The 17408-nt window shown below is 70.8% G+C and carries 17 protein-coding genes; 2 read left to right on the top strand and 15 right to left on the bottom strand.

What is annotated here, in order from left to right; genetic code table 11:
* Window positions 1–294 precede the first annotated feature (294 nt).
* Window positions 295–921 carry a hemerythrin domain-containing protein gene (locus HLK59_RS39635; RefSeq protein WP_171146493.1) on the bottom strand — a complete coding sequence of 209 codons (627 nt, stop codon included), beginning with the start codon at window positions 919–921 and terminating at the stop codon, window positions 295–297.
* Between the two features lie 264 nt (window positions 922–1185).
* Between HLK59_RS39635 and sigJ the strand changes: the two genes are divergently transcribed.
* Window positions 1186–2208 carry an RNA polymerase sigma factor SigJ gene (sigJ, locus tag HLK59_RS39630; RefSeq protein WP_171146492.1) on the top strand — a complete coding sequence of 341 codons (1023 nt, stop codon included), beginning with the start codon at window positions 1186–1188 and terminating at the stop codon, window positions 2206–2208.
* 12 nt (window positions 2209–2220) lie between these two features.
* On the opposite strand, the gene HLK59_RS39625 is transcribed toward sigJ, so the two are convergent.
* From HLK59_RS39625 to HLK59_RS39560, 14 genes are all read right to left on the bottom strand, one after another.
* Window positions 2221–3537 carry a cation:proton antiporter gene (locus tag HLK59_RS39625; RefSeq protein WP_171146491.1) on the bottom strand — a complete coding sequence of 439 codons (1317 nt, stop codon included), beginning with the start codon at window positions 3535–3537 and terminating at the stop codon, window positions 2221–2223.
* A gap of 29 nt (window positions 3538–3566) precedes the next feature.
* Complete coding sequence (locus HLK59_RS39620; protein ID WP_171146490.1) at window positions 3567–3983, bottom strand: nitroreductase/quinone reductase family protein; 417 nt, start codon at window positions 3981–3983, stop codon at window positions 3567–3569.
* Window positions 3984–4006: 23 nt separating this feature from the next.
* Entirely contained in the window at window positions 4007–4561 is a 555-nt protein-coding gene (locus HLK59_RS39615; protein WP_171146489.1) for a flavin reductase family protein, read from the bottom strand.
* A gap of 37 nt (window positions 4562–4598) precedes the next feature.
* Window positions 4599–6098, bottom strand: coding sequence for an FAD-dependent oxidoreductase (locus HLK59_RS39610; RefSeq protein WP_171146488.1), 1500 nt, complete (start codon window positions 6096–6098; stop codon window positions 4599–4601).
* Window positions 6099–6164: 66 nt separating this feature from the next.
* Window positions 6165–7799: an MFS transporter gene (locus HLK59_RS39605; protein WP_171146487.1), complete on the bottom strand. Its 1635-nt coding sequence runs from the start codon at window positions 7797–7799 to the stop codon at window positions 6165–6167.
* A 114-nt stretch (window positions 7800–7913) separates the two neighbouring features.
* Complete coding sequence (locus tag HLK59_RS39600; RefSeq protein WP_171146486.1) at window positions 7914–8732, bottom strand: dienelactone hydrolase family protein; 819 nt, start codon at window positions 8730–8732, stop codon at window positions 7914–7916.
* 82 nt (window positions 8733–8814) lie between these two features.
* A complete protein-coding gene (locus HLK59_RS39595; protein ID WP_171146485.1) occupies window positions 8815–9180 on the bottom strand; it encodes an antibiotic biosynthesis monooxygenase family protein in 366 nt (121 codons plus the stop codon).
* 9 nt (window positions 9181–9189) lie between these two features.
* The gene (locus tag HLK59_RS39590; RefSeq protein ID WP_171146484.1) at window positions 9190–9795 is read right to left on the bottom strand and encodes a nitroreductase/quinone reductase family protein; all 606 of its coding nucleotides are present in this window, start codon (window positions 9793–9795) and stop codon (window positions 9190–9192) included.
* Between the two features lie 12 nt (window positions 9796–9807).
* On the bottom strand, window positions 9808–11502 hold the full coding sequence (locus tag HLK59_RS39585; protein ID WP_171146483.1) for a tryptophan 7-halogenase: 1695 nt from the start codon (window positions 11500–11502) through the stop codon (window positions 9808–9810).
* Between the two features lie 59 nt (window positions 11503–11561).
* Window positions 11562–12824, bottom strand: a complete 1263-nt coding sequence (locus tag HLK59_RS39580) for a ketosynthase chain-length factor (RefSeq protein WP_171146482.1) — start codon at window positions 12822–12824, stop codon at window positions 11562–11564.
* A complete protein-coding gene (locus tag HLK59_RS39575) occupies window positions 12821–14080 on the bottom strand; it encodes a beta-ketoacyl-[acyl-carrier-protein] synthase family protein (protein ID WP_277349568.1) in 1260 nt (419 codons plus the stop codon). Before HLK59_RS39575 ends, HLK59_RS39580 begins: the two co-directional genes overlap by 4 nt.
* Window positions 14077–14400 (bottom strand): TcmI family type II polyketide cyclase, encoded by a 324-nt coding sequence (locus tag HLK59_RS39570; protein WP_171146480.1) that lies wholly within the window; start codon window positions 14398–14400, stop codon window positions 14077–14079. The genes HLK59_RS39575 and HLK59_RS39570 overlap by 4 nt, the downstream gene beginning before the upstream one ends.
* A gap of 233 nt (window positions 14401–14633) precedes the next feature.
* Entirely contained in the window at window positions 14634–15500 is an 867-nt protein-coding gene (locus HLK59_RS50595; protein ID WP_206328142.1) for a hypothetical protein, read from the bottom strand.
* Window positions 15501–15672: 172 nt separating this feature from the next.
* Window positions 15673–16428, bottom strand: coding sequence for a response regulator transcription factor (locus tag HLK59_RS39560; protein ID WP_171146479.1), 756 nt, complete (start codon window positions 16426–16428; stop codon window positions 15673–15675).
* A gap of 282 nt (window positions 16429–16710) precedes the next feature.
* Between HLK59_RS39560 and HLK59_RS39555 the strand changes: the two genes are divergently transcribed.
* Window positions 16711–17408 (top strand): hypothetical protein (locus tag HLK59_RS39555; protein WP_171146478.1); only part of this gene is annotated, 698 nt, incomplete at its 3' end.

Below are 17408 nucleotides of genomic sequence, written 5' to 3'. Positions count from 1 at the left end.
TGGTGGGGGCTGGGCGCGCCCGCGCGGCGGTAGCCGCACATAGATACAGCCCCGCGCCCCTGGTGGGGCGTGACTGATCGCTGTCGGCCGCGGGTGGTGGGGGCTGGGCGCGCCCGCGCGGCGGTAGCCGCAGACAGACACAGGTCCGCGTCCCTGCGGGGGCGCAGCCCCGCCGGGTATGGGTACGCCCCTGCCGGGGCGTCCGCGTCCCTGCGGGGGCGCAGCCCCGCCGGGTATGGGTACGCCCCTGCCGGGGCGGGGGATGTTGCCGGCAGGGGCGTGTTTCGGGTGGGGTCAGATGCCCCAGAGGTGGCGCTTCTTGTAGTTGGATTCCCAGAAGAGTTTGTTCAAGACCTTTACCGGGGCCGGCATGGTGTCGAGGAAGGCCTTGCGTTCGGTGGGGTTCTGGTCGTCGGTGATCCAGGGGAAGTAGACGGCCGCGCCCTTGGGGCCCTGTTTGCGGGCCATCGCGCCGCGGAAGGCGTCCCAGTCCTTGGCGGTGCAGACGTCCTGGATGAGCGGGAGCGCCTCGCTCTCCTCGTGCTTCATGTGGTCGCCGAGGACGCGGACGAGTTCGGCGACGCGGGTGGCGAGGTCGGGGGCGTTGCGGGCCAGGCCGTCGTCGACGGCGGCGAGCACCGGGTCCAGCTGGGCGTGCTCGGCCTCCATCTCGGCGAGGAGTTTCTGGTCGGCCGGGCGGTCGGCGACGCCGGCCTCGACGCGCGGCCACAGGTCGGAGTCCTCGACGGTGTGGTGCACATGCAGCTGGTGCTTGAAGTTCTCCCAGCCGTCGCGTACCTCCGGGGACTGGGAGCGGCCCGCGGCGACCGCGGCGGCGAGCCGCTTCATGTCGCGTCGGAACGCGTCGTGCGTGGCGTACATGACGGCGAAGTTGATCGGGGCCTGTTGTGCGACTGCCATGGTGTGCGTGCCTTTCTTGGGTGACCGGTCGCGGCCGGTCGGCGGATGGGGTAACTCGCTGTCGCGAGTGGGGAGTTCGGCCCCTTCCGGCCGAGCTCCCCACGCCCCGCGGCCCGGGATGCCCTCGCGAATGAGAGGGATCGGCCATGGCCTGATGTGACACGAGCGGCGGCATTTGTGACCTGAATCACATTCGCGGGGGTGATGTCACATTTCCCGGGCCAGAGCCGTCTCGGGTGTGAGCTCGTCACAGGGAGGTGCACCATGTCCGACAGCCAGGCAGGCGACCACACGGCCGGTTCGATCGAGGCCTCGACGGAGGTCTTCGTCGGCTACCGCGAGTTGCTGTTCTCGATCGTCTACAACCTGCTCGGCACCGTCGCCGACACCGACGACGTGCTCCAGGAGACCTGGTTGTCGTGGTCGGCGAAGAAGAGCCGCTCCCCGCACGAGGAGATCGACAACCCGCGGGCCTACCTCGTACGGATCGCCGTCAACCACGCGCTGGCCCGCAAGGCCGTCATCAAGCGACGCCGTGAGACGTACGTGGGTCCCTGGCTGCCGGAGCCGCTGGTGACCCGGGGCTCCGCCGACGAGGAGCCGGTCGCCGAGCCCTCCCACCGGGCGTTGCAGAGCGAGTCGGTGTCGATGGCGCTGATGGTGGTCCTGGAGACGCTCTCCCCGCTGGAGCGGGCGGTGTTCGTGCTGCACGACGTGTTCGGCTACGCGCACGCCGAGATCGCGGGCATCCTCGACCGCAATCCCTCCTCGGTGCGCCAGCTCGCGCACCGGGCCCGCGCCCACGTACAGGCGCGGCGCCCCCGCTACCAGGCCGATCCGCAGGTCCAGCAGCAGGTCACCGAGCGGTTCATCGACGCCGCGCTCGGCGGCGACCTCGGTCTGCTGATGGAGATGCTGGCACCGGACGTGACTATGTGGACCGACGGTGGCGGCAAGGTCCGTACCGCGGGGCTGCGTCCGGTCATCGGCCGGGAGAAGGTCTGCCGGCTGCTCGCGGGCTACGCCAGCCGGACGCCGAAGGACATCGGTATCCAGTACCGGCACGTCAACGGCGACCCCTCGGCGGTGGTGTTCTCCGAGGACTCCCCGTACGCGGTGCTGGTCATGGACCTCACGCCCGAGAGCGACCAGGTGCGCGGTATCTACGCCGTGGTCAACCCGGACAAGCTGGCCCGGGTGCGGTCCGGCGAGGCCACAGAAGCCGCAGAGGCCGCAGAGCCTTCCGAGCGCTCCGAGCCCTCCGAGCCCGCCGAGAACGAGGCCTGAGCGCCGTGGGTGTCAGTTCGCGCCGCGCCCGTGGCCGACGGTCACTGCCTCGGCGGCGTCCGGAGTGCCGACTGCGCTCCCCACCAGGGGGGCCCGGTCGTCGTCCTTCAGGAGCCGGTTGAGGACGGGCGCCGCGATCCCGGTGGTGACCAGGGCCATGAGCACCATCGCGGAGAACAGCTGCACGGTCAGCAGCCCGAGGCTCAACCCCACGTTCAGCAGGACCAGTTCGGTCAGCCCGCGGGTGTTCATCAGCACCCCGAGCACGGTGGCGTCCCTCCAGTCCATGCCGGTCAGCCGGGCGGACAGGGCGACGCCGCCGAGCTTGCCGAGGCAGGCCACCACGATGATGGCCACCGTCTGCACCACGCCGCCGGCGCTGAGCGTGGTGAGGTCCACGGACAGGCCGGTGACGACGAAGAACACCGGAAGCAGCAGCTTGCCGACGGTCTCCAGGGGCGGCATCGCCACCCGGTGCAGCAGGCTGTCGTGGCGCCGGGGCATCACGAGGCCGAACATGAACGCCCCGAAGATGGCGTGGATGCCGATGTGGGAGGTGACGAAAGCCGAGGTGAACACGCCGGAGGCGACGAGGACGGGCACGTACTGGGTGTGTGTGACGCGCAGCCGGTCGCTGATCGTGGCGAGCACGGGGCGTACCAGCCACAGCATGACGACCAGATAGACCGCCGACCAGGCCATCACCGTCAGGAATCCGGCGGTGCCGGTGGCGGTGGTCAGGGCGACCACGACGGCGAGCATGCACCAGGCGAGGACGTCGTCCGCGGCGGCGAGCCCGAGGGCGAGCGTGCCGGCGCGGGTTTTCTGCAGCCCCTGTTCGGCGATGATCCGGGCCAGTACCGGGAACGCGGTGATGGACATCGCGACGCCGAGGTAGAGGGCGAACTCGGTGAACGGCACGGTCTTTCCGTTGACCACGTCGTGCGAGCCGTAGATCATCCAGGCGAGCCCGATGCCCAGCGCCATGGGCAGCGCCAGCGAGCTGATCCAGATGGTGCCGGTGGAGCGGAAGCGGCCCTTGAGGGCGCCGCTGTTGAACTCCCAGCCGATGATGAACATGAACAGGAGCAGGCCCACCTGGGAGACGACGCCCAGATGGGGGCGTATCTCGGCGGGGAAGAGCCGGTCGGGCAGGTCGCCGGGCAGCAGGCCGAGCAGGCTCGGTCCCAGGCAGATGCCGACGGCGATCTCACCGATCACGGCGGGCTGCTTGATGCGGCGGCACAGTGCGGTGACGGCGGCCGCCAGGGCGAGGATCAGGGCGATACCGCCGATCGCCGTGACGGTGATCCACTCGGAGTGGGGCACAGCAGTCTCCTGTCAGGGGGCGGCGGCGGTCATGGTCGGACCGGCGCGGTCGTGGACCTGTCGGCGTCGACGGGACGCAGTTCGATGAAGTCGAAGGCCTTGAAGCGGCGCAGCAGGGGCCGCAGCGGTGCGGGTACGACGGACTGCTGCGGGTCGGTGAAGACGTGCGGCTGGTCCAGGCGGATCAGCTTTCCCCGGGTGTGCAGTTCGCAGCCGCCGCCGGCGAGGGTGTTGCGCACCCAGTCGGACTGGGGGCCGTAGGGCAGCGACATGACGTAGTTCCCGTCGCGTTTGAACACCTTGACGGGGGTGCGGTAGACGCGCCCGGACTTGCGTCCCACGTGCAGGACGGCGCCGAACCCGGGCATCCGGGTCAGGACGGGGCCGACGAAGCGGTTGGCGAAGGTGCGGTTGAAGCGGGCCAGTCGTCGTTGGACGGCGGACATCCGGAACTCCTTTGGCGTGCGGGTCAGACGTCGAACATGGGGTGGGTGCCGTGCTGTTCGGCCTCCAGGGAGCCCATGGAGCCGCGGAAGAAGATCAGTGGTTCCGACTCGCCGCTGGACACGCCCAGTTCGGCGACCTTACCGATGAAGATCGTGTGGTCGCCGCCCTCGACGGCGTTGACCAGGCGGCAGGACAGGAACGCCATGGCGCCGGAGAGCACGGGTACGCCGGCGGTGGAGTAGTGGTGGTCGACGCCGTCCAGGTTGGCGGTGTGCCGGCCGGCGAACGCCCAGGCCAGGGGCTCTTGGCGGCCGGCGAGGAAGTTCACCGTGTAGGCGCCGGACTCCTCCACCACGGAGCGCAGCCGGGATGCCTTGTGCAGGCAGAACAGCACCAGCGGCGGGTCGAGGGAGACCGAGGTGAAGGAGTTGACGGTGGTGCCGGCCGCGTGTGAACCGCTGCCGCTGGTGATGACGGTCACGCCGGTCACGAACATGCCGCACACATTGCGCAGCACCTTGCCGTCGATGGGGCCTTCCGCTCGCTGTTGCAGGATGCCTGGCTGGGTCGTGGTCATGGGCGCCCCCTGGGGGAAGAAGGCCCCGGCGAGGGGCTCAGCGGATGCTCTGGGCGTACGTGAACAGGCCATGCGGGTCGTAGAAGGCCTTGGTCGCGGCGAGCCGCGGGTAGTTCTCGGCGTAGTAGGACCGCTTCCAGTCCTTGAGGGCCGGGTCGATGAAGTTCTGGTAGGTCTCGCCGCTGGAGTGGGAGTCGATCGCGGCGAACCCGCGGTCCACCCACAGCCGGGCGGCCGCCCGTCCCTCGTCGGTGGGTGAACTGACGATGGTGGACAGGTAGTTGGTGGTGTAGAGGCTGTCGCGGTGTACGAACGCGGTGGCCGTGCGGGTGAGGTCGGCGGCGGCTCCGCCGAGCGGCAGCACCTGGAGCTGGTGGATCTGGCCGGCCTGGCGGTCCGCGTCGAACACGGCGAGGGCCGCCGCCCAGCCGTTGCGGGCCATGGGGGTCTTGAACATGCGGCTACGTTCCAGGCCGAACGCGGGCCGGGTCAGCTGCCCTTCGGGGTGCAGGTCGGCGGCCCGGTGGCACTGCTCGGCGGTCCTGGTGGCGCAGCCGTAGACGCCCATCATCAGTGAGCGGTGCGGCATGACGGCGTCCACCCGGTTGGCGGGCTGTCCGGTCAGGGTGAGCAACCGGCCGACCTCATCGGCGAGTTGGGCGGCGGTGCCGGTGGAGACCAGGCGGATCGCGGGTACCGGGGTGACGCCGGGTGCCGCGTCGGGGAGTGTGACCACGCTCGCGCCGCCGATGGTGCGGGGGGCGTCGACCAGCCAGCGGGCGTATCCGTCGAGCATGTCGAGCGCCTTGTCGTAGGCGAAGACGAGGGTCGCGGTGGCCACGTCGGTGACCGGGGAGGCGGTGGCGGTGTAGGAGGTGACGACGCCGAAGTTGCCGCCGCCACCGCCGCGTATCGCCCAGAACAGGTCGCTGTGCCGTTTCGGTGAGGCGGTCACGATCCGGCCGTCGGCCAGGACGACGGTCGCGGACGTCAGGGCGTCGCAGGCCACGCCGAGCGGGCGGGTCAGGAAGCCGAGGCCGCCGCCCTGGACGAAGCCGCCGGCGGCGACGGTGGGGCCGGCGCCGCCGACCACGGCGAGCCCCGCGGGGGCGAGCGCGGTCAGCATGTCGACGTTCTGGGCGCCGGGCCCGAACGTCGCCGTGGCGCCGGTGAGAGAAATGGAGTTCAGCCGGGACACGTCGACGACCAGGCCGGTGGTGGTGGAGTAGCCGCCCAGGCTGTGGCCGCCGCTGCGGATGGCGACGGGCAGGTCGTGGTCCTGGACGAAGGCCAGGCACAGGGCGACGTCGGCGGCGCTCGCGCAGTACGCGACGGCCTGCGGGTCGATGACGTCGAACTGCTGGAGTTCGAGGAGTTTCGCGGTGGCGTAGGAGGCTTCGCCGGGCAGTACGAGGGTGCCCGAGAGGTGGCCGCGCAGCTGTTCCCAGGGGGCGGCGGCGCGGGCTGGGGAGGGGTGGAGGGCGGCGAGCGCGAGGGCGCCGCCGGAGGCGGTGAGGAGTGTTCTTCGACTGATCATGTCCGGTTCCCAACACAAGCGCCCCCGGCCCTGGTGGGCCGGGGGCGTAGACGGTGGTGCGGTCGGTCAGTGCGCGGCGGTGGCGTCCTTCGCGGGCTCGGTCTCCGGCTGCGCGGGCGGCGCGCCGTGGCCCATGCCCGACGGGGTCGGCCCGCCCTTGAGGGCGAGGCACAGGGCCGCGCCGGCGAACATCGTCAGGGCGGGCACCAGCATGGTGGGCTGGAGGGCATCGACGAAGCTCTGGTGGAAGACCTTCCCGGCCAGTTCCTGGATGGTGGCGGCGACGTCCTGCGGTACGTCGGCCGGCAGCGAGGCGCCCTGCTGGGTGCCGACCTCGACGTGCTGGGCGCCGTCGGCGAACCCGGAGACGAAGTCGGCGCGGTAGTCCTGGGGCAGCGACTGGGAGGCGGTGGCGGCCTGCTCGCGCAGCGCGGAGACCAGTTTGGCCTGGAGCACCGCGCCGATGACGGCGCCGGCGAGGACCGAACCGACCTGGCGCAGCGCGTTGTTGACGCCGGAGGCGGCGCCGGTCAGGTGCGGCGGCACGTTGCGCATGACCTCGGAGCCCATCGGGGCGAAGGTGCAGCCGGCGCCGAGACCGGCGACGAAGAGCGGGCCGACGAACGCGGTCCAGGAGCTGTTGGTGTCGGCGACCAGGAAGATCCAGGTGATGCCGATGCCGAACATCGACAGGCCGGCCGTGAGGATGTACTTGCCGCCGAACTTCTCCGACAGGATGCCGGCCGGGCCGGCCGTGAACATCGAGCCGAGCGCGAGGGGCACCAGGACGAGGCCGGTCTTGATCGCGCTGAAGCCGAGCACGGACTGGAGGTAGATCGTGGTCGGCAGCAGGATGCCGAGGACGCCGAAGGACACGGCGATGCCGACGAGGTTGACGACGGAGAAGTTGCGGTCCTTGAACAGGGAGAACGGCAGCAGCGGTTCGTTGTCCTGCTGGCCGCGCTCGTAGACGAGGAACGCGCCGATCAGGACGGCGGAGGAGGCGAGCAGCGCCCAGATCCAGCTGTTCCATTCGTAGCGCTCGCCCTCGATGAGGCCGAAGGCCAGGCAGAACAGCGCGCCCGAGGCGATGATCACGCCCATCAGGTCGAAGCGGTGCTTGACGACCCGCACGTTCTTGGGGATGAGCCGCAGGCCCAGGACCAGCACCAGCAGGCCGACGGGGATGTTGACGAAGAACACCCACCGCCAGTCCAGGTGGGTGACGAGCAGACCGCCGAGGGTGGGGCCGATCGCTCCGGAGACGCCCGCGACCGCGCCCCACACGCCGTAGGCGGCGCCGCGCTTCTCCGGCGGGAACACGTCGGTGATGATCGACAGGGTCTGCGGGATCAGCATCGCCGCGCCCACGCCTTGCAGTGCGCGGAACGCGATCAGCTGGGAGGGGTCCTGGGCCAGTCCGCAGGCGAGGGAGGCGAGGGTGAACACGGTGACGCCGGTCAGGAAGAGGTTGCCCTTGCCCCGGATGTCACCCAGCCGCCCGGCGGTGATGATCAGGGTGGCGAGGACCAGGGTGTAGGCGTTGACGACCCACAGGATCTTGTCGAGCGACGCACCGAGGTCGTCGGTCATGTCCGGGATGGCGATGTTCACGATCGTCAGGTCGACCAGGGTCATCACGAACCCCAGGCACAGGACGCTCAGAACCGCCCACGGGTTGGTCTGCCGTTCTCGAGTCATGTTCCTCTCCTTGTCGCGGCGTCTAAGGCGCTCACGTTGTGTGGCGGTGCATCCAAGAGGGCGGTGCCGGTCCGGGTGTGACATGCACAGGCGGCGGTGAGACGCAGGTCACATTCAGGCCGTGGGGGTGAGGCGTTCCCGCAGGAAGGCGACGACCCGGGTGCGGGCGGCGAGGGCCTGGTGGCCCGGTGTCTCGCGGACCTCGGCGGTCAGCACGGAGTGGGCGCTCCTGGCGAAGCCGCCCGCGTTGCCGGGGGCGGAGTCGAGTTCGATGACCTCGAAGGCGTCCCCGAGCCGGGCGCGGAGCGTGCCGAACCGCTCGGCCGGGGAGATGCCGTCCTTGCTGAAGCGCAGCCCCAGCACGCACAGTCCCTCGCCGCGGGTGCGGGTGGCGACGGCGTCGAGTTCGCCCTCGGAGAGCCCGGGGTCGGCCTTGCGGGTGCGGCCCGTCGGGAACGGCACCGAGGGCTGGCTGACGACGGGGGCGAGGACGGCGGGGTCGACGGCGGCGGCCAGCGCGAAGCCGCCGGTGAAGCACATGCCGATGACGCCGACGCCGGGTCCCGGGGTCCGCGCGGCCAGGTCACGGGCCAGGGCGCGCAGATAGTCCGCGACGGGGCGGCGGGCGTCGGTGGCGAAGGCCCGGAACTCGGCCGACACGCACAGCCGGGCGACCACCCCGAGGGTGTAGGGCGGGGAGTCCGCGCGGCCGGGTGTGCCGAACAGGGAGGGGACCGTGACGGTGAACCCCTCTTCGACGAGGTGCTCGGCCAGGCCCAGCACCTCGGGGGTGATGCCGGGGATCTCCGGGACGAGGACCACCCCGGGCCCGGCCCCCTTCTCGTACAGGTCGTGGGTGAGGGCGCCGGCGGTGAAGGGGCGCCGGCTCCATCCGGTGAGGTCCGAGGCGGGTGCGGTGGCGGCTTCGCTCATGTGCGGTCAGCTCCTGGCGAGGGGGCGCGTCCTGGTCGTCGTACGGCTTCGGCGCTACGACGACCAGGGCGCGGCCGGCCGGTCAGGCGACGCAGATGCCGTCGACGGCGATCTTCTCGTAGACGTGCGGGTAGGCGGTGATGCCGTCGGGGTACTTGGCCGCCGACTGCTGGAACTCGGGCTTGCTGAACGCGGCGAAGAGGGCCTCGGTGGACTCCCACACGGCCACGTTCACCAGCAGGCGGCTGCCGGCGACGCCCTTGTGGAGCTGGGTCTGGATGCAGCCTGGGCTGCCCTTCATGTAGGCGGCGTCCTCCTGCCAGATCTTGAGGAACTCGTCGTAGAGGTCCGTGGGGACGTCGAAGACGTTGACCAGGGTGATCGGGCCGCTCTGCGACTGGAACTGCTTCATGAGGGGGGTGGACTCGTCCAACGCCTTGATGTTCATGGTCGCCTTTCAGAGGTGTTCGGGAACGAGGTCGTCCGGGGTGATCTCCAGGACCGGGATGGGGCGGCTGGCGCGCTTCTGGAACTCGGCGATGAACGGGAAGACCTCGCAGAACTCACGCCACCTGCGGTCGCGTTCGTCGCCGGCGAGGATGCGCACGGTGGCCGGGAACTGCTCGGGGCCGATGTCCACGCTCACCTGCGGGGTGGCGCGCACGTTGTGGAACCAGGCGGGGTGGCTGGCCTGCGGGCCGCCGGGCACGTCGAAGTGGCCGGGGGCGGCGCACACGATGTAGCGGCCGTTGTCGTAGACGTAGCCGACGGGCAGGGTGCGCTTGAGGCCGGTCTTGCGGCCGGTGGTGGTCAGCAGCATCGCGTCGAGCCGCCCGAAGTGCCCCATGATCTTCCCGCGGGACCTGCGGTACAGGAACAGGTGCAGGTGCAGGAAGGACTTGTTGACCTTCTTGACGTACTTGTTCGGCGGCTTGGAGTACAGGTAGACGTTGAAGCGGGTGAACGCCTGCACCAGCGGGTTGGTGTTCTCCATCTGGGGGCGGGTGGAGGACCAGGAGGACAGCGCCGCCCTGTCCTCGTCTCGTGCGGTGGTCTGGGACATGGCCGTCCTTCCTCAGAGTGCCTTCTTGCCCTTCAGGGCCGAGCGCAGGCCGCTGCTCACCAGGGAGCGGGCGATGTCGCGCATCTCGCCCTGGGGGGCCTTGCGCAGGGACCAGTTCATGAACTTGGCGACCATCGCGGTGGTCGGGTACACGAAGCGGGTGGACTCGTCGTCCTTCCAGCCGAACACCGGGTTGAGGCCCTCGCACTCACGCAGCGCCGCGAAGATGGTGTCGGCCGCGGTGTCACCGTCGAGTTCGCCGATCTCGTACTTCTCGCAGACCTCAGCGGTCAGGTCGAGGATCTTCTTGAACTCGTCGTGCGGCCACCACAGGCCCGGGTACGGGGTGTTCTCCAGCTCCTTCAAGTGCTGCTCGTCGCCGGTGAGTTCGTACTGGGCGCGGGCCCGGTGCAGGCGCATCACGCCCGGTGTGAGGAACCCGCCCCACACCCGGAACACCGCGTTCCACAGCCGGAAGTGGGAGAAGGAGATGTAGGAGGCGTTGACGAGGTCGTCGTTGTGCTGGAGCAGCCCGCGCTCCAGCTGCTCGACGTACTCGAAGCGCTCCACCGACCAGTCGTCGTCCTTGACGGACTCCAGGATGCGGGTGCACAGCGAGTACACCACCTCGAAGGTGTTGGACAGGCCGCGCGAGTACAGCGGGTCCAGGAAGCCGGCCGCGTGCGACATCAGGCACCAGCGCGGGCCGATCGAACGGCTGGAGGAGTACTGGAGACGGTCCGTGGAGATCCACTCACGGACCCGCTTGGCGCCCACGAACTGCCGCTTGACCGCCGGGTACTTGTCGAGGAAGCCCTGCCACTCCTGCTCGGGGGTCAGGTCGGTGGGCTTGGGGTAGGTGCGCTCGTCCATGGTGATGCCGACCGAGCACATCGGGTTCTTGGAGCCCTTGACGTTGTCGAACGGGATGATCCAGAACCAGCCGCGTTCGATGAGGTGGTGCAGGGTGCCGCCGTGCCACTGGGCGGGCGGCCGCTTGCTGACCGGGTGGTGGGAGACGTCGTCGAACGGCTTGACGCCGATGTAGTGCGTGAACATGGAGCGGGCGTGGTGCTTGAAGCGGGCGGGCTGCTCGCGCAGGGAGAACTTCTCCGCCAGCGGGGAGCGGAAGCCGCTCGCGTCGATCAGGTACTTGGCGCGGAACACCTCGCCGTTGCGGCCGGTGATGGTGACGCCGTCGTCGTCGAAGTCGAGGTCGGTGGCGAACCAGTTCTGCCGGGTCGTGCAGCCGTACTTGGCGGCCACGTTGAAGTAGTACTGGTCGCTGTCCTGGCGGAACAGATGGCTGGCGTCGGTGAGGACCTTGGGGATGACGAACATCGTCGCCTGCTCCGGGTCCGGCTCGCGGCCCGCCTCGTGCTTGATGAACCCGAAGCTCTGCTTCTTGCCGTGGTGGGGGCCGATGTGGTCGGCGACCGCCTTGGCGCTGAGCAGATGGCCGAGCTCGGGGACGTCGAAGCGCGACTTGAGAATGTGCAGCCACTCGATGAGCTGCGGTGTCATCGACTCGCCGACCGCGAACCGCGGGTGCTGCCCGGCGTCCACGAGGACGACCTTGGTGCCCTGGCGGGCCAGGATCGCCCCGGCGACGGAGCCGGCCAGGCCCGATCCCAGGATGAAGACATCGCAGTGCTGTACGTTGTCGGACCTCTTGGCCTGGCCCTTGGCCATCACTTTGCTGGCCATACGCGCCACCCTCTCTTCTGACGTTGTCTGAGCCGTTGGTGTCGGGGCGCGCCCGGCGTTCACGAGGTGCTCCGGCGCACGACCATCGCGGAGTTGAAGCCGCCGTGTCCGCGGGCGAGTACCAGCGCGGTGTCCACCCGGGCGCTGCGCGCCCGGCCGGTGACCAGGTCCAGGCGGTAGGCCGGGTCGGGGGTGACATGGGCGGTGGGCGGGATCACGCCGTCGCGGATGGACAGCAGGGCCGCGGCCACGTCCAGGGAGGCGGCGCCGGACAGCAGGCGTCCGGTCATCGTCTTCGGCGCGGTCACGGCGACCGCTTCGGGACCGAAGACCCCGCTCACCGCGTCCGCCTCGATCCGGTCGAGCTCGGGGATCGCGGCGGCGTCCGCGAACACCACGTCGACGTCACCGGGTTCGGCGTGCGCGTCGGCGAGTGCCTGGCGGATGGCCCGCTCCAGGCCCGGCTCGCGGCCGGTGCCGGGCGGCGGGTCGAAGGTGGCCGCGTATCCGGCGATCTCGCCGTACACGCGGGCCCCGCGCTCCCGGGCCGCGTCGGCGTCCTCCAGGACGAGCAGGGCGCCGCCCTCGCCGGGCACATGGCCGGCCGCCTCGATGTCGAAGGGGAGGTAGGCGCGGCCGGGGTCGTCGCTGGTGGACAGGCGGCCGCCGGCGAGCTGGGCGACATGCCCCCAGGGGCAGATCGAGCCGTCGACGCCGCCGGACACGATCAGCTTGCTGCCCTTGCGGATCTGGCGCCGGCCCTGCGCGAGGGCGTCGAGGCCGCCGGCCTGGTCGGAGACGACGACGCCGGAGGGGCCGCGCATGCCGTGCCGGATGGAGATCTGGCCGGTGTTGACGGCGTAGAACCAGGCGAAGGACTGGTACGCGCTGACGTACTGGCCGCCCTTGCTCCACAGGGCCTGGAGTTCGCGCTGGCCGAACTCGAAGCCGCCCGAGGAGGAGGCGGTGACCACGCCCATGTCGAAGGGCGCCCATTCCTCGGGCCTGACGCCCGCGTCGGCGAGGGCCCAGTCGGCGGCGACCAGCGCGAGGCGGGTCATGTGGTCGGTCTGCGGGAGCAGCCGGCCCGGCAGGTGGTCCTCGGCGACGAAGCCGGGGACCTCTCCGGCCAGGCGGGCCGGGTAGCCGGAGGCGTCGAAGCGGGCGATCTCGGCGATGCCGCTGCGGCCCTCGACGGTGGCGGCCCAGTAGGCGTCGGTGCCCAGGCCGTTGGGGGCGGTGACGCCGAGTCCGGTGACGACGACACGGGTGGTCGCGGTGGCCGGGGTGTCCTCGACGGCCGGGGATGTCGCGGTGCTCATGCTGCCCTCCGCAGGACCATGGCGCTCTGGAACCCGCCGAATCCGCTGCCGACGCTCAGGACGGTGTCGGTGCGCTGCTCGCGGGCGTGCACGGGCACGTAGTCCAGGTCGCACTCGGGGTCGGGTTCGTGGAGGTTGGCCGTCGGCGGGACCACGTCGTTCTCGATCGCGAGGACCGAGGCGGCGATCTCCAGGGAGCCGATCGCGCCGAGCGAGTGCCCGACCATGGACTTGATGGAGCTGACCGGGGTGGCGTAGGCGTGTGCGCCGAGGCTGTGCTTGAACGCCGCGGTCTCGTGCCGGTCGTTCTGCTTGGTGCCCGAGCCGTGGGCGTTGATGTAGTCGACCTGCTCGGGGTTGATGCGTGCCTCGTCCATCGCGAGGCGGATCGCCTCGGCCATCTCCAGGCCGTCGGGCCGCAGCCCGGTCATGTGGAAGGCGTTGCAGCGGGTCGCGAAGCCGGCGATCTCGGCGTAGATGTACGCCCCGCGCCGTTCGGCCCGCTCGCGCTCCTCCAGGACGAACATGGCGGCGCCCTCGCCGAGGACGAAGCCGTTGCGGGTCCGGTCGAAGGGGCGGGAGGCGTGCTCGGGGTCGTCGTTGCGGGGGGTGGTCGCCTTGATGGCGTCGAAGCAGGCCACCGTGATGGGTGAGATGGGGGCGGCCGCGGCGCCGGCGAACATGACGTCGGCGCTGCCCTCGCGGATCAGCTCGGTGGCGTATCCCACGGAGTCCAGGCCGGAGGTGCAGCCGGTGGAGACGACGGCGGCGGGGCCCTCGGCGCCGACCTTCCAGGCGACCTCGCTGGCGAAGGAGCTCGGTACGAAGTAGTCGTACAGGTGCGGTACCGCGTAGCGGTGGTCGACGAGGTCGAGGCGGCCGCCGTCGGAGACGATGCGGTACTCGCGGTCCAGGGCCATGGTCGCGCCGACGCCGCTGCCCACGGTGACGCCCGTGCGGTGCGGGTCGAGGTCGCCGAGGGCGAGTCCGCTGTCGGTGAGGGCCTCGGCGGTGGTGACGACCGCGAACTGGGCGGCGCGGTCCATGCGCCGGACCTCCTGCGGGCTCAGCCCGTGCAGTTCGGGGTCGAAGTCGACCTCGGCGGCCACCCGTGAGCGGAACGGGGTGGCGTCGAAGGAGGTGATGGTGCGGGTGGCGGTGCGGCCGGTGCTGAGCAGGTTCCAGAAGTCCTTGGTGCCGACGCCGCCGGGGGCCACCACACCGATGCCGGTGATCACTACCTGGCGCGCCATCAGGACGCCCAGTGGTAGAAGCGGGTGGCCATCGCGTCGGCCGGCGAGCGCCAGGTCGACGGGTCGTAGGCCTCGATGAACGGCTTCAGGTCGTCGCTGACCTGAACGAACCGCGGGTGGGTCTTGGCCTGTTCGATGTGCTCGCCGCCGTGGTCGTCGTCGAAGTCCTGGAGGTGGAAGTACAGGCCGCGGTAGGCGAAGAGCTCACGGCGCCGTGTGCCCATCAGGTGCGGCATCTCGGTGCCGTCGAACTCCTGGAAGATCCGGGCGACATCACCGATGGACGTCGGGTCCATCCGCGCCACGATCAATGTGCTGTGCATGGGCTCTCTCCCTGGGGGAAATTCCGGATGCGTTTCCGAACACGAACTCCGCGCTCTCGTGGACTGCGCGGAAGGGAATCGGGAGCGCACTGGGCGGGAATTTCTAGAATTCGCATCGCCGTGCGGACAGTTCACCGGATCCTCGCTTACAGCTTCTTCGGTCCCTGACCGAATAACAACGCGTATCCGTGCAGATCCATGTCAGAAATTCTTCAAGGGACTGCGGCGGACCGTCAGATTCCGGCGTCGCTGCCGGTGGCGCGGCGGCGCGCGAAGCACGCGTGGACGTCCGCCTCCGCGTAGTACGTCCGCCCTGCCGTGGACCGCCTGCGCCAGCGCTGTTCGCTGGCCAGCCGGTAGACGGTGCCGGTCGGGGTGGACCACAGCCGGGCCACGTCCGAGGCGGTCAGCCAGCGTTCCTGCGCGGGGCCGTCGCCCGGGCGCCGCATGGCGCGGCGCAGTTCGGTCCACAGCCGGCCCGGCCAGGTGTGCGCCGCGTCGGCGTCGCACCGGATGCCGGGGCCGGACTCCACGTCCCGGCCGCGCACCTCGGTGACCAGGCGTCCGGGGCAGCCGGGCATGACGCAGGGGCCCAGGCTCACCCGGCGCGGCGGTTCGCTGCGGGCCACCCGGTGCGCGGCCCGGACCAGGCGCGCCACCTCACGGGTGGCGTCGGCGGCGGCGGGGTGCGCGGCGAGCCAGGCGGCGTGCCGCACCAGCAGGGCGGTCAGGGCGGTGACCGTGCGCTGCGGGGTGGGGGCGCCGCGTTCGGCGACGACGAGGCCGCTCCAGGAGCTGAGGGTGGCGGTGATCTCCGCCCGTACGTCGGCGGCCGCGGCGTTGAAGGGCAGCCCCGAGGGCACCGGCCCGCCGCTGGTGCGCTCCTGGCCCTCACCGCTGTGACGGCCGCCCAGGACCTCCTCCAGTTCGGTGTGCAGGGCGGGCAGTTGGCGCAGCCGGGCGACCAGCAGGTGCAGACACGCCCGGCACAGGCGCAGCCGCGGCGCCGTGAACTCGGCTTCCCCGGCGGCTTTCTTGTGACAATCGTCACCCTCGCATCGGGTGCGGGGCGCGGTGGACGTCATTTCTGGTCGGTTCATTCGGTTCATTCGAATCCCCCGTTGACTGTGGGTGAGGTATTTCACCTTTGCTGCCCTGCACCCGGAAAGGCGTACGTCAGGGACGTACGCCTTCGGGCACAGGCGATGGATGGACGAATCGGGAAACGCCGAATGCGGGAAACTCTGCTGGAAACGCGAGGAAGGCGGGCGCTCAGGCCCGGCCGATCCGGAAACCCACCCCGTGGACGGTGATGATCCAGTCACGGGAGCCGAGCTTGGTGCGCAGACTGCTCACATGCGTGTCGACGGTGCGCCGGGACCAGGAGTCGGCCCACACCTCGCGCAGCAGCTGCTCGCGGGTGACGACCGTCTCGGGCCGTGCGGCCAGCAGGTACAGCAGGTCGAACTCCTTGCGGGTCACCGCGATGGTGCGGCCGCCCAGGCGGACCTCGCGCAGCGCCGCGTCGATGCGCAGCGCACCGATCGACAGCACCCGGCGTTCGACGCGGGGCTGCACGCGCCGCATCACGGCCTCGATGCGGGCCAGGATCTCCCTGAGCCCGCAGGGTTTGACCAGGTAGTCGTCGGCGCCGGCCTGGAGGCCGAGCACGACGTCGAGTTCACTGCCGCGGGCGCTGAGCACGATGACCGCGGTGCGGCCGGCCGCGGTCAGCTGACGGCACACCTGAAGGCCGTCGACGTCGGGCAGGTCGGGGTCGAGGAGCACGATGTCGACGTCCGCCTCGCCATAGGTCTCCAGCGCGGCATAGCCGTTGCGGGCGCGCTCGACGTGGTGCCCGTGCCGGCGCAGCGCCTCGGCCAGCGGTGCCGCGTCCTCGGCGCGGGCGTCGACGATCAGGACACGCCAAGCCGTGTGCGCCGCCGGAGCGGCGCGGGCCTCGGCTTCGAACACCTCGCGGCGCAGTGGTGCGTGTGGGTTCAGCAGGTCGGCTGAAGCCTGACGCATGACTCACCTCCACATCAGCCGGAATTCAGGCCTCGTACGGTTTCAGCCACCGTAAGCAACGTCGTGCCAGCTGCCTGTCAGCTCAAGTACAGGAGAGGCTCAACGGCAGGCATGGGGTTGGCCAGTGTCACGGCGGGGCCATGGCGTGCGGGCTTGCGGAATGTTGACGTACCGGTGCGGTGCAGCTGACACAGCCGTGCGGTCGGGCTGTCATGGCACCGCCGATGCTGACACCAGTACCGGTGTGATCACCGGCCACGACCACGACGACGGGGTGGAGCCATGGACTCGAGCAGGTCGGCGGTGCACGGGCCGCCCCACAGCGGTGCCTGGGACGCGCCACGGCACTTCGCCGGGTGGGTGCCGGCCGCCACGCACCCGCGCACTCCCCCGGTGTTCCCCGCGGAGCGGATGCTGCTCGTGATCGACGGCCGGGACAACGGCCGTGCCTGGGTGCCCGGTTCGGTGCGCACGGTCCGTATCGGCCGCGATGTCACGGGCAGCGCCCTGTCCTGGTCGACGTACCTGGGCGAGCTGCGGGACGCCGGGCGCGGCCCGCGCGGCATCGTCGTCGATCTGCCCGCCGCGACCACCGGCGTGGAGCGCGCCGCCGAGCTGGTCCTGCCGCTGCTGCGCGCGCTGTGCACCTCGACCGGCCCCGACCCGCTGCGCCTCGCGTTCCTCGTGACCGGCCGGGCGCGGCCCGAACTGGCCGCCGCGCTCGGTGCGGTGGCGCAGATCGCCGCCGTCGAGGACGGGCGGCTGAACGCGGTGTCGGTACGGGTGGAGGCGCTGCCCGGCTGGGCCCAGGACCCCTTCCACGTCGCCCGCGCCGAACTCGCCCTGCCCCGGCCGGGGTTGGCCGAGGTCCGCTACACGGACACCGGACGCGAGGTCCGCGTCCTGCGCACCCGCCCGACACCCCCCGCCCCGGCCTCGCCGGTGGGGCTGCGGCGGGGTGGGCGGTATCTGGTGGGGGT

The sequence above is a fragment of the Streptomyces sp. S3(2020) genome (genome assembly GCF_013044505.1).
Classification (GTDB): Bacteria; Actinomycetota; Actinomycetes; order Streptomycetales; family Streptomycetaceae; genus Streptomyces.
This window is presented reverse-complemented; position numbering and strand designations above follow the sequence as displayed.